General features: G+C 62.0%; 12 protein-coding genes and 1 tRNA gene. 9 read left to right on the plus strand and 4 right to left on the minus strand.

Translation table 11 applies throughout. The features are described 5' to 3' along the window. Window positions 1–510: 510 nt before the first annotated feature. The 5 genes from ribB (at window position 511) to R0J92_RS01745 (ending at window position 5,197) form a co-directional block, all read left to right on the plus strand. A complete protein-coding gene (ribB, locus tag R0J92_RS01725; protein WP_411050521.1) occupies window positions 511–1,635 on the plus strand; it encodes a 3,4-dihydroxy-2-butanone-4-phosphate synthase in 1,125 nt (374 codons plus the stop codon). A gap of 14 nt (window positions 1,636–1,649) precedes the next feature. Then, complete coding sequence (locus R0J92_RS01730; RefSeq protein WP_411050522.1) at window positions 1,650–2,174, plus strand: 6,7-dimethyl-8-ribityllumazine synthase; 525 nt, start codon at window positions 1,650–1,652, stop codon at window positions 2,172–2,174. Between the two features lie 24 nt (window positions 2,175–2,198). Beyond that, entirely contained in the window at window positions 2,199–2,681 is a 483-nt protein-coding gene (nusB, locus tag R0J92_RS01735; RefSeq protein ID WP_106162248.1) for a transcription antitermination factor NusB, read from the plus strand. A 409-nt stretch (window positions 2,682–3,090) separates the two neighbouring features. Then, the gene (locus tag R0J92_RS01740) at window positions 3,091–3,507 is read left to right on the plus strand and encodes a universal stress protein (protein ID WP_106162249.1); all 417 of its coding nucleotides are present in this window, start codon (window positions 3,091–3,093) and stop codon (window positions 3,505–3,507) included. Between the two features lie 40 nt (window positions 3,508–3,547). Further along, window positions 3,548–5,197, plus strand: coding sequence for a BCCT family transporter (locus R0J92_RS01745; protein ID WP_411050523.1), 1,650 nt, complete (start codon window positions 3,548–3,550; stop codon window positions 5,195–5,197). A 74-nt stretch (window positions 5,198–5,271) separates the two neighbouring features. On the opposite strand, the gene R0J92_RS01750 is transcribed toward R0J92_RS01745, so the two are convergent. Then, complete coding sequence (locus tag R0J92_RS01750; RefSeq protein WP_411050524.1) at window positions 5,272–6,822, minus strand: adenylate/guanylate cyclase domain-containing protein; 1,551 nt, start codon at window positions 6,820–6,822, stop codon at window positions 5,272–5,274. Window positions 6,823–6,990: 168 nt separating this feature from the next. Here R0J92_RS01750 and R0J92_RS01755 point away from each other — a divergent pair, with 168 nt between their 5' ends. Together R0J92_RS01755 and R0J92_RS01760 are read left to right on the plus strand one after the other, a co-directional pair. Beyond that, window positions 6,991–7,311, plus strand: coding sequence for a hypothetical protein (locus tag R0J92_RS01755; protein WP_317386836.1), 321 nt, complete (start codon window positions 6,991–6,993; stop codon window positions 7,309–7,311). Window positions 7,312–7,730: 419 nt separating this feature from the next. Then, on the plus strand, window positions 7,731–8,261 hold the full coding sequence (locus R0J92_RS01760) for an MmcB family DNA repair protein (RefSeq protein ID WP_411050782.1): 531 nt from the start codon (window positions 7,731–7,733) through the stop codon (window positions 8,259–8,261). A gap of 108 nt (window positions 8,262–8,369) precedes the next feature. On the opposite strand, the gene R0J92_RS01765 is transcribed toward R0J92_RS01760, so the two are convergent. After that, complete coding sequence (locus R0J92_RS01765) at window positions 8,370–9,404, minus strand: chemotaxis protein CheA (protein WP_411050525.1); 1,035 nt, start codon at window positions 9,402–9,404, stop codon at window positions 8,370–8,372. Between the two features lie 263 nt (window positions 9,405–9,667). Then, window positions 9,668–9,856 carry a DUF6324 family protein gene (locus R0J92_RS01770; protein WP_106162254.1) on the minus strand — a complete coding sequence of 63 codons (189 nt, stop codon included), beginning with the start codon at window positions 9,854–9,856 and terminating at the stop codon, window positions 9,668–9,670. Window positions 9,857–10,140: 284 nt separating this feature from the next. Here R0J92_RS01770 and R0J92_RS01775 point away from each other — a divergent pair. Further along, a tRNA-His gene (locus R0J92_RS01775) sits at window positions 10,141–10,217 on the plus strand. Window positions 10,218–10,441: 224 nt separating this feature from the next. Here the strand turns inward: R0J92_RS01775 and R0J92_RS01780 are convergent. After that, window positions 10,442–10,750 (minus strand): DUF6476 family protein, encoded by a 309-nt coding sequence (locus R0J92_RS01780; protein WP_106162340.1) that lies wholly within the window; start codon window positions 10,748–10,750, stop codon window positions 10,442–10,444. On the opposite strand from R0J92_RS01780, the gene R0J92_RS01785 reads away from it, so the two are divergent. Beyond that, window positions 10,749–11,786: an RluA family pseudouridine synthase gene (locus tag R0J92_RS01785; protein WP_411050526.1), complete on the plus strand. Its 1,038-nt coding sequence runs from the start codon at window positions 10,749–10,751 to the stop codon at window positions 11,784–11,786. The genes R0J92_RS01780 and R0J92_RS01785 overlap by 2 nt on opposite strands. The last annotated feature ends 179 nt before the right edge of the window (window positions 11,787–11,965 follow it).

Raw genomic sequence — 11,965 nt, forward strand, 5'->3', positions numbered from 1 at the left:
TGTGGCCTGTCGAATAAGGATGGCGGCGCCGCCACAATGGGCGGAGGTGGCCGGGAATATCTTCCCGCGTGCTCAACGTTATCTCTGCACTGCCCCCAATATCAGGGAGCCGGTTCCTGGGTGTGGCCGGGGATTTTACACCCGGCAAATGATCGCGATCCGGTCCACTTTAGCCCGCCGGTCTTGATATGCTGCCACCAGGGCGCGCGCCGCCTGCGCAACGGGATGCGAGGCTCTGCCTCGCGCTCCGAGATATTTCTGAAAAGCTGAAGAGATCTGAGCCCCGCCGACGTCCTGCGGCAGATAGCACAGGGTGCAGAGGTCGACGGGCGAGGCGTGTTTTATCAAAAATCCAGGCGATTTGGTGCGCTGTTGCGCCGGTGACGTGCGCGCATGTGCCGTTTGTGGGGCTGGTGTTTGAGGCGTCTGTCCGCTATTCCGACCGGCACAACAGTGGCGCGGGAGGGCCGATCCGACCGCGCGCCCTCTCGAGCGAAAGGCCTGCCGCCCATGAGCTATGAAACGCCCGGTCCCGTCGAAGCTGAACTGCGCGACGCCATCAGCCCCATCGAAGAGATCATCGAGGAAGCCCGCAAGGGCAAGATGTATATCCTGGTGGATCACGAAGATCGCGAAAACGAGGGCGATCTGGTCATCGCGGCGGAGTTTGCCGATGCGGATGCGATCAACTTCATGGCCACCCATGGACGTGGGCTGATCTGCCTGCCGATGACCGCCGAACGGGTTGATCATCTTGGCCTGCCGATGATGGCGGTGAACAATTCCTCGCGCCATGAGACGGCCTTTACCGTGTCGATCGAGGCGCGCGAAGGGGTCTCCACCGGGATTTCTGCCGCCGACCGGGCGCTGACCGTGGCCACCGCCATCAACGAACAGAACACCATGGCGGCGATTGCCACGCCGGGCCATGTGTTCCCGCTGCGTGCCAAACGTGGTGGAGTGCTGGTGCGCGCCGGTCATACCGAGGCGGCGGTGGATATCTCCCGTCTGGCGGGGCTCAAGCCCGCCGGGGTGATCTGCGAGATCATGAAGGAAGACGGCACCATGGCGCGGCTGCCGGATCTGGTGGCCTTTGCCAAGCAGCATGACATGAAGATCGGCACCATCTCCGACCTGATCTCCTATCGCACCAAGAACGACAATCTGGTGGATGAGACCGGGCGCTCGACCGTCACCTCGGAGCATGGTGGCGACTGGGAGATGCGGTTGTTCACGGATCAGACCCATGGCGTTGAGCATGTGGTGCTGATCAAGGGGGACATCACCACCGACGCGCCGGTTCTGATCCGCACCCATGCGCTGCATGAGGCGTCTGATCTGCTGGGGCTGGGCCCCAAGCCCGCCGGCGAGCTGCCGCGGGCGATGGAGCTGATCGCCGAGGAAGGCCGCGGTATGGTCTGCCTGTTCCGCCAGCCGCGCAACGCGCTGTATGCTGCCGAGGATGACGGGCCGCGCACGATCAAGCAGACCGGCCTTGGGGCGCAAATTCTGAACAAACTGGGAGTGGAAGAGCTAATTTTGCTCACCGACTCGCCTGAAACCAAATACCTTGGCCTGGATGCCTATGGGCTGTCGATCGTCGGCACCCGTCCCATCCTGTCCACTGACAGCTGAAGGAGGCCTGCACCATGGCCGGACAAGAAAACCACTACATCCTGCCGCGCCCGGAATTCGACAAGCCGGTTAAGCTGCTCATCGTCGTCTCGCCCTATTACAAGGACATCGCCGACAATATGGTCGCCGGGGCCGTGGCCGAGATCGAGGCGGTGGGCGGCACATATGAGCTGGTCGAGGTGCCCGGCGCGCTGGAGATCCCCACCGCGATCGGCATTTCTGATCGCGCGTCGAACTTTGACGGGTTCGTGGCGCTGGGCTGTGTGATCCGCGGTGAGACCACCCATTACGACACGGTCTGCAATGACAGCTCGCGCGCCATTCAGCTCTTGGGTCTGCAGGGCCTGTGCATCGGCAATGGCATCCTGACGGTGGAAAACCGCAAACAGGCCGAGGTGCGCGCTGATCCTGCCGATCAGAACAAGGGGGGCGGTGCGGCCGCTGCAGCCTTGCATCTGATCGCGCTGGCGCGTAAATGGGGCGCCCAGACCAAGGGAGTCGGCTTCAAGCCTGCGTCCGACTCCTATCGGCTCGCTTAATCTCAAAAACGGATCACCCTCGCCATGACCTCGACAGACGCCCCGAAACCGGGAAAGAACAAGACGCAGGCCCGCTCTGCGGCCCGGCTCTATGCGGTACAGGCGCTGTTCCAGATGGAGCATAGCGACCAGTCCTTCGACAAGGTGATCGCGGAGTTCGAAAACCACCGGTTCGGAGCCATCTATGAGGAAGGCGAATTTGCCGAGGGCGACAGCAAACTGTTCCGCAAGCTGCTGAAGGATGCGGTCAACCATCAGGCCAAGATTGACCAGATGACCGACCGGGCGCTGGTGGCAAAATGGCCGATCGCCCGTATCGACCCGACATTGCGGGCGCTGTTTCGCGCCGCAGGGGCCGAATTCGTCGAGAGCGATACGCCGGTGAAGGTCGTCATCAACGAATATGTCGACATCGCGCGTGCCTTCTTTCCCGAGGGAAAAGAGCCGAGCTTTGTCAATGCGGTGTTGGACCACATGGCCCGCGAGGCGAAGCCGGAGGCGTTCTGACGCGCCGCTCACGCTGCGCGGTTTGCTCTGTCTGTTCTCGAAACATTTGCACAACTTGATCCAAGAGCGCGCGCTGGCGCGCTCTTTTTGTTTGTGGCGTCATTGCAGGGCGGTGGCAGGGGAGTGCGCCGGGGCAAGACGCACCTGGCGCTGCGTTCTGACATCCGTGTCGGTCGGTGCGGCGCGCATTGATGATGCATTAATGCGACGGGTTGTTGACGCTTTGCGACGCGCGGACGCGCTACTGGCCCGCCAACACGCATATTATCCACAGTAAACAACCAGTTGTTTGCTTTGCCCCGCAAAACCTGTCAGCTTATAGGCCAAGGACAGTCGTTCCAATTGCGGGAACCGACTGCCGACCCGGAAACAAAAACGCCCACCGGGGCTGCCAGAAACAGGAGGGGAAATGTTTCAGAAAATAGTCGTGCCAGTGGACCTGGCGCATGAAGCCGCATTGCAGAAAGCGCTGCAAGTGGCGGTAGGGATGGCGAAGGCCCATTCGGCCGAGCTGTGTTATGTCGGAGTGGCCTCGGCCACTCCGGGCGGTGTTGCCCGCACGCCGGAGGAATATAAGGAAAAGCTGGAGAAATTCGCCGAAAGCCAGTCCGCCAACCATGGGGTGCAGGCCAGCAGCCACGCCATCATGACCCATGATCCCTCGACGGATCTCAACAAGGCGCTGGAGCAGGCGATTGCCGACCTCAAGGCGGATCTTGTTGTCATGGCCACGCATGTTCCGAATATCTCGGATTACATCTGGGCCGGTCACGGTGCCCATGTTGCTGCCCATAGCACCGCGTCGGTGCTGTTGGTGCGGGATTGACTGACATCGAATTGAAACTCCGAAACGAAAGGCGGTACACATGACCGACCAAACGCCGGAACCATCTGACGGCATCCCGAGCCCGGATGGCGCGTCACATATCATCGACACGGAATATGAAATCGGCCAGGACAATGTTGAAGGGTCAGTTGGCCCGTTTGGATTTGACATCCACAACCCTGTCTTTGCGATCTCTGGCATGGCCATCGTGGCCTTTGTCTTCTACACGCTGGCCCTGCCAGAGCAGGCGGGCTCAGTGTTCAGCTGGCTGTTCAGCTCGGTGACCAAGGGCTTTGACTGGTTCTTCCTCGGTGCCGCGAATATCTTTGTGATCTTCTGTCTGTTCCTGATCGTGACGCCTTTTGGCAACGTGCGACTGGGCGGCACCGAAGCAGAGCCCGACTACAGCTACATCGGCTGGTTCGCGATGTTGTTCGCCGCAGGCATGGGCATTGGCCTGATGTTCTACGGCGTTTCCGAGCCGCTGAGCCACTTTGGCACCTCCATGGGAGGGATCAGCGAAGAAGGCGGCGTGCGCACCGACTGGGCGCCGCTTGGCGGGGCTGCGGGCAATGAGGCCGAAGCGATGCGTCTGGGCATGGCCGCGACGATCTTCCACTGGGGTCTGCACCCCTGGGCGATCTACGCTGTTGTGGCACTGGCGCTGGCCTTGTTCAGCTATAACAAGGGTCTGCCGCTCACCATCCGCTCTGCCTTCTACCCGATCTTTGGCGATGCGGTCTGGGGCTGGGTTGGTCACGTGATCGACATCCTGGCGGTGTTTGCAACGCTCTTTGGTCTGGCGACGTCGCTTGGCTTTGGCGCGACGCAGGCCAACGCAGGCCTGAATGAGCTGTTCGGCATTGCGGTCAACTCCACGACCGAAGTGATCCTGATTTCCGCCATTACCGCGATCGCACTTGTGTCGGTGATGCGGGGCCTTGATGGCGGCGTGAAGGTCCTGTCCGAGATCAACATGGGTCTGGCCTTCGTGCTGCTGATCTTTGTGCTGCTGGTGGGGCCGACCGTGTTCCTGCTGTCGCTGTTCTGGGATTCGCTCTTGGCCTATCTTCAGTATCTGCCGGCGCTGTCGAACCCGGTGGGGCGTGAGGACGTCAACTTCAGCCAGGGCTGGACCTCGTTCTACTGGGCGTGGTGGATCTCCTGGTCGCCGTTTGTGGGCATGTTCATCGCCCGCGTCAGCCGTGGCCGCACCGTGCGGGAGTTCATCACCTGCGTGTTGTTGATCCCGTCGATGGTCTGCGTGCTGTGGATGAGCGTCTTTGGCGGCACCGCAATGTTCCAGGTGATCAACGATGGCTACACAGCTGCTCAAGAGGCTGACCTGCCGGTGAAGCTGTTCAAGATGCTCGACGTGATGCCGCTGGCCGGGATCACCTCGCTGGTGGGCATCGTGCTGGTCATCGTGTTCTTCGTGACCTCCTCGGACTCCGGTTCGCTGGTAATCGACACGATCACTGCGGGTGGCAAAGTCGACGCCCCGGTGCCGCAGCGTGCCTTCTGGTGCATCTTTGAGGGTGCGGTTGCGATCGTGCTTCTGCTGAGCGCAGGGGGCCTGCAGTCGCTGCAGTCGATGGTGATCTCCACCGGTCTGCCGTTCACGGTGGTGCTGCTGGTGATGTGCTACGCGATCCTGCGGGGCCTGATGAGCGAGCGCAAGAACACCTGAGCCGCGACGCTTTTGTGAAACGAGAAACGGCGCCCCGGATCGGGGCGCCGTTTTGCATTGCTGGTGGGGTGGGGTCAGCTTTTGGCCGGCTTGTCCAGAAGCGCCTGCAACTGGCTGCGCGTCGCCTCGTCCAGCCGGTCCAGATGCACCGTCAGGCTTTTGCCGTCGGTGCTGGTCTCGGTGGGCGGCAGGTTGCCCGCACGGCCCGGCGCGATGGCATAGGGGTGCACGTCGCGGGTGATTCCCTTGAATTGCATTGGCGGCATCGGCTCGGCGGCCACGAAGTCGCGCACATGGGCGTAGGTTTCATGGCTCATCACGATGCCGCCGGGCTCCGCCGCCGCTTCCAACCGCGCCGCAAGGTTCGCCTCGGCGCCGATGATGGTATAATCCATCCGCGCCTCCGAGCCGAAGTTGCCGACGTTGCAATAGCCGGTGTTGATGCCGATGCGGGCGCGGAAGGGGCGGTCGATGCCGCGGGCGCGCCACTCCTGTTCCAGTTTCGCAAGCCGCTCCTGCATCTCCAGCGCCATGCGCACGCAGGCGCGGGCGTCTTCGGCAGTGCCCAGGGTTTCCGGATCGCCGAAGAAGGCCACGATGGCATCGCCGATGAACTTGTCGATGGTGGCGCCATGCCGCGCGGCAATCGTCGACATCTCGGTGAAATACTCGTTGAGCAGCGCCGTCAGCTCTTCGGGCTGCAGCGTCTCGGCGGTCTGGGTGAAATCCTTGATGTCGGAAAAGAACACCGTGAGCTTCTTACGCTCGGTCGAGATCGAGGCGTCCTTCTCGCCGGAGAAAATCGACCGGTAGACCTGCGGTGAAAGGTAGCGCGAGATCTTCATGGAAATGCCGGCGAGGAATTCATTGTTGGAGGTCAGCTCCTCGCTGATCTTGCGGAAGCGCTGTGCCAGTCGCAGCTGATGCAGGGCGAACAGGATGCCAAGCCCGCCGACAATCAGCATGTAGAGCAGCAGGTGGCTGAAGGAGAGCAGGCTGGTCGCCACCTGTTGGCCGATGTTGTAGGATTGGATGCCGCGGATATCGCCCACCTGCCAGTCGGTCTTGGTGCTGTCGGGGTGACTGTTGTGGCAGGACACGCAGGTTTCTTCCATCACCACCGGCGTCACCATGGTCAGATTGTGAGAGAACAGACCGGCCTGTTCGTTACGAAAGAACAGCATGGGGTCGGTGGCGCCAGTCCGATATTGCTCGAGCGCGCGTTGTTCTGCCGATGTCAGCGTCACCGCCTGTCGTCCCGCGAAAGGGTAGTCCGAGGCGAAGCGGTAAGAGACGTTGAGGCCGCGATCGGCGATCTCTTCTCCCAGCTCGATCGACATGGTGGCCGGGATCGGGATCGCGCCGTTGCGATCGTGGTAGTCATGGGTGGCAAGGGTCGGTGCCTCCGCATCCAATCGGGCCACCACGTTGCGGCTGTAATAGCCGCGCACGGTGTCCAGAACCGCATCCAGCGTCTTGCCCTGACGCCGCAGCGACTGATCGGTGATTGCCATCAGGTCCAGCCAGACCACCACTGGCAGGGCGTGGATCGCCAGTGCAAGCGCCCAGTTGATCAGGTGAGGCCGGGCGATGAACAGGCGCCCGAACTGGCGTTTGAGTGACATTTCTGGATATTCCTTGCACGACTGGCGGATTGCGGCGGCGCCTGAAACGCAGGCGGTGTTTCGAGTTATACGGCAGCGCCCGGTAAAATCGTCGCAGTTTCTTTGCAGGACTGGACCAAACCATAGGTACGCCCTAGATTTTAGGGCACACAAGCAGTGGAGGATGCCATGCCGGAACTGATCAAGCTTTATATTCGCAGCGCTCTCTGGGGGCTGGTTCTGGCGGCCATCTTTGTCGCTATTTTGCTGTGGTTCAACGTCGCGAACCTCGGCGCGTTGGTGTTTGGATCCGATGCGGGCATTCTTGCGGTGCTCGTGCTCTGGATCTCTAACGCGGTGGTGTTTGGTGGGGTGCAGTTCGGTTTCAAGATCATGGCGATGGCGGAACGGGACGACACGCCGCGGGGTGGCATGTCCATCGGTCCCGAATTGAAGCCAGTGTTGGTGCCTGCCAAATCGGCCAAGCCGGGCAAGGCGCGCCGCGCCTGACAGGTGCCGGATGTTGCGCGCGTGCGCGATGGCGCGAGACAACGCGGGTGATGCACTTTCAATCCATCAAAGGCCGCGCTTCGGGCGCGGCTTTTTTCTACTGTGCTCTTCTTGGACTGGGGAAAGCGGCGGGAACCACCAGTCAACCGTGCGGCTTTGATTCCCGGGGACCTGTATGTACAGGTGGGCGCCAGATAAACGGACCAGGGTCCGAACAGAGCCAGCTCCCTTGGGATTGCTTAAGGCCACTGGAATGCTGCCTGTCACGAGAAGGGCAGAACCCGCCTGACCGTCTACCTAGTGCGCCGAGGGGCGCGGCACAAGGGGCAGGGGCATTTCGAGGACTTGATTTTCGTTCATGAATTGTTCACCCTTGCGGCATGACAGATCCATATGCGGAACAGGACGCGTTTGACGCCATGGCGGCGCAGGACGCAGAGCGGGCCGATCCGGCGACGGATGGGCCGGAGATCGCGCTCCAGCCGGGGCAGCGTCTTGCGCGGGGCGTCTGTCGCTACCTGCTATCCATGGGCTTTGCATCGGTCGAGGAGTTTGTCCCTGAGCGCGGCCTGCGCGTCGACGTGATGGCGCTTGGCCCGAAAGGGGAGCTGTGGGTGGTAGAGTGTAAATCCAGCCGCGCGGATTTTCAGGGCGATGCGAAATGGCAGGGCTACCTGGAGTGGTGTGATCGCTATTTCTGGGCCGTCGATGTGGACTTCCCGACGGAGCTGTTGCCGTCGGACACCGGCTTGATCATTGCCGATGCCTATGACGCCGAGGTGGTCCGTATGGGGCCGGAGCACAAGGTTGCACCGGCCCGGCGCAAGAAGATGATCCAGAAATTTGCCATGGATGCAGCGCGCCGCCTGCAGCGCCTGCGGGACCCGCGTCCGGGGCGTGATGGTGCGCTGTTGATGGCGATGCCGGACCCCGAGGCGGGGAGCCACTGAGAGCACCGCAGACAGAACCACTGACAGAACCGCATTGCTCCGCGGCATCCTCCCGGGGGAGCGCGCGCTCAGGCGGCGATAACAGCCGCCCGTAGCGGACGCGATCTGTCAGGCTGTCAGATCCATTGCAGCCTTGGCCGGGGGAACGATGTAGATAATGTCGCTATGACCATCAAGCTGCAGCGCCATGATCTGTTGTTGCTCTGCGGCGGCAGCCGCCTCGCGGGCCGGATCGCGTTCAAATGGCTTTGGCGCAGCGGTCAAGGAGGACGCGGGATCCGTCGCGGGGCCAATATCGGGGCGCTCGGCAGGGTCAGACATGACCATGCGCGGGACCGGCGCGCGGTCGCCACGCGTCGAGGTTTGCGCAGCAGCGGTGGCGTCAGACAGCGCTCCTGTCAGCCCGACGCTCTCATCCGAAAACAGCGCTGCGCCCTGCGCGTCGCGAGAGGCCTGTTGCTGCGCGTAGGCCTTTTGGGCCAGTGCGATCAGTTCGGCACTGGCACGCTGCTGATCTTCGGTCAGGGGCAGGCTTATCACGGCATTCGATGTCATGTGGTCTCCTGAAGGTCGGGTTTGCGCAGGCGAAGACCGGTCGAAGCCAGTGGCATCTGCGCCATTCCGCGCCGGGGCGGCTGTATCCTGTGGCGGGCGTCCGACGATGATCACGCCATCATCCATGACATAGATCACCCGCGGCGCACTGGCGTATGAGGCATCCGATGCGGTGGTTGCAGCCGTCGGGGATTCTGCCTCCGACGGACGGCTGTCCGGCATACTGCCAGACTGCTGCATTGCCGTGCCGGATGGGAACACCGCGAGGGCGTCCATGTTCTCCACCGGCTTGGCAGGCAGGTCGGCGGACTGAGACCGCAGAAAGCTGAGCACCTTCTCCATCTGGTCTACCGTATCCGAAATCTGGTTCATCGCCGAACGCCAGCCGGGCTCCGGCGGTTTTGACACCTGGTCGATCAGTTTTTCGCGCGCCCGGCGGGCCTGCGAGACATGGTTTTGCAGCTGATTGGTGGTCAGGCTCTCCGAGTCTGACAGAGAGAGCGCGGCGGCATGCGGCCCGTTGGCCGACGCGATCGCGCCGGGCAAGGTCACCATGAGGCCCATCGGCGGGGTCGTAAAATGATACATTACACACGCTCCAAGTAGAAACTTGACGTTTCTTAATCATTTGGATGTGGAGGTTAACACAGGCCTAACTTCCGTAAACGGAACCGGTAAAATTGAACGAATTAAGTCGCTTATAGCGGGCTGTTAGCCAGTTAACCCAAGCGGCTATCGGTAATTTTGCGGTCGGTTTTGTGGCGGCGAGACGGCATGGAGCGGACATGAAAAAGCCGGGCACCTGGCCCGGCCATCTTCCGACCACATCTCGGCGCCGCACTGGCCTGTTGTCAGGAGCTGACGGACCGGGCTGCATGTGCTGCCGCACGAATTTCGTCAGCAATTTCCTCGGCTTCTTCGGGCTCGAAGTCCATCGGAACCTCCACGCCGTCGGCCTCGATGAAAATCCGGACCATGCCTGCATCGGTGGGGCCGATCTGCATGTTCGCCTCAATGTCACGTTCGGTGTTGATACCCATCTGCGGCTCCTTTGGGCGGCGTTTTGTAGTGAGGACCTGTGCTAGACTGCAGACCCTTAAAAAGCAAGATGTTGCCCGGCTTCGGGCACAGCTGTCCACTGCTTTGCCGATTGGCGCGCGTGCTGAGGCAGGGAATCACCTCAGCTGGCCTCCGCATTCTGCGCTGGCAGGGAGGGGTGGTCAGCTCTGCGAACATGCTGACAAACCAGAATTCCTCTTTGTGCAAAAAACTTGTGACATGGGCTCTTGCGCTCCGATTTTCTGTGTTGTAAATGGCCCTCAGTGCCGCCTTAGCTCAGTTGGTTAGAGCGCTTGATTGTGGATCAAGAGGTCCCTGGTTCGAGACCAGGAGGTGGTACCATACTCCCCCCAAAAAAAACACACACAGACGCGAAGATGTACTGCTGAGTGTAGCGTTCGGCTGCTTTTTGTGTGGGTCTTGCGGGCGTTTATCATGGTGTGACCGGCGGCGCCTTGGGGCGAGCCGGGATGCCGCGCTACACACAGCCACGGCACGGCTTGCGACGCGCATGTCTCGCACCGGACATACATCGGGCGCTGATGGCTGGGGTCGTTGGTTCCGGATCAGTCGAGCGTCAGGCTCTGACGCACGTCGCCGCTGGTGGCATCCAGGATCAGGATCTGGTCATCCGTGGTCACCACGGCGATCCAGCCGCTGCCGAAGGTGACAGCCCGTGCGGTCGTGCCTTCGGGCAGGGAAATCTCTGCCGGTAGCTGCGGTCTGTCCGGTTCATCCGACAAACGGATGACAAGCAGTGCGATTACCACTAGAACCCCGCCCACCATGATCACGGTCAGCGTGGTCACGAGACGCCGCAGAAACTTCAGCTGCGCCGGTTCGTCTTGGTTCTCAGGCTCGGAAGGAAGTGTCATGGCCAGCCGCCGCATTGAATTTGTGATCGCGGACAACCCGCCCAAGCGGCTTGATAAAGCCATTGCACGCGATGTGCCAGAGGAAGCGAGCCTGTCGCGCACCCGATTGGCGCGATTGATCGAAAGCGGCGGTGTCGCGGTGGACGGTCAGGCGGTCACGGAGCCCAAGGCGCGGGTGGCCGAGGGGGCCGAGATCGTGATCACCGTGGAGGAGGCCGAGGACAGCCATATCGGCCCGGAGGACATCCCGCTCGACGTGATTTATGAGGATGACGATCTGATCGTCATCAACAAGCCGGCGGGCATGGTGGTGCATCCGGCGCCGGGCAGCCCCTCGGGAACATTGGTCAACGCTTTGCTGCATCACTGCGGCGCGGATCTGTCCGGTGTCGGGGGCGTGAAGCGGCCGGGCATCGTGCATCGCATCGACAAGGAGACCTCCGGGCTGCTGGTGGTTGCCAAATCGGATGTGGCGCATCAGGGGCTGGCGGCGCAGTTCGAACGCCACACCGTGGAGCGGTACTATCAGGCGCTGTGCTACGGGACGCCGGATGGCAATGATCCCCGGCTGCGCGGGGTGCGGGGTGCCAGCTTTGAGCCGGGGCATATCCTGAAGATCACCACCCAGCTGGCGCGTCACCGGACGGACCGACAACGCCAGGCGGTCTTTTTTGAGGGCGGGCGTCACGCGATCACGCGGGCCCGCATCATTGAGGCCTTTGGCACGCCGGCGGTGGCCTCGCTGGTGGAGTGCTGGCTGGAGACGGGGCGCACCCATCAGATCCGGGTGCATCTGGCGCATGCCGGACATAGCCTGCTGGGCGATCCGACCTATGGTGGCAAGCGCAAGATTTCCCCCAAGGCGCTGAGCGCGGCAGGTGTGGCGGCGGTCGACGGGTTCTCCAGGCAGGCGCTGCACGCTGCGGTGCTCGGGTTCAAACACCCGGTGAGCGGAGAGATGCTGCGTTTCGAGGCGCCCTTGCCGGATGACATGCAGGGGCTGATCACGGCGTTGCGCTTGCCGATCTCGCGCTGAGGTCATCATCGGCGTCGACCTGACGCCCCTGTGGAACCCGGTAAATACTGACTGTGTAAATGAGGTGTTTCGCTTCGGGCTGTGCCCGAAGCGACCCGCGCCGCGTGCCCAATGGGCACGCGGCGCGGGCGTCATCAGCCTGATTGTAGCGTCTCGCCGCGCGGTTACGAGGATGCGCG

Origin of the sequence: Tritonibacter sp. SIMBA_163 (genome assembly GCF_046535935.1) — a bacterium.
GTDB lineage: Bacteria > Pseudomonadota > Alphaproteobacteria > Rhodobacterales > Rhodobacteraceae > Epibacterium > Epibacterium scottomollicae.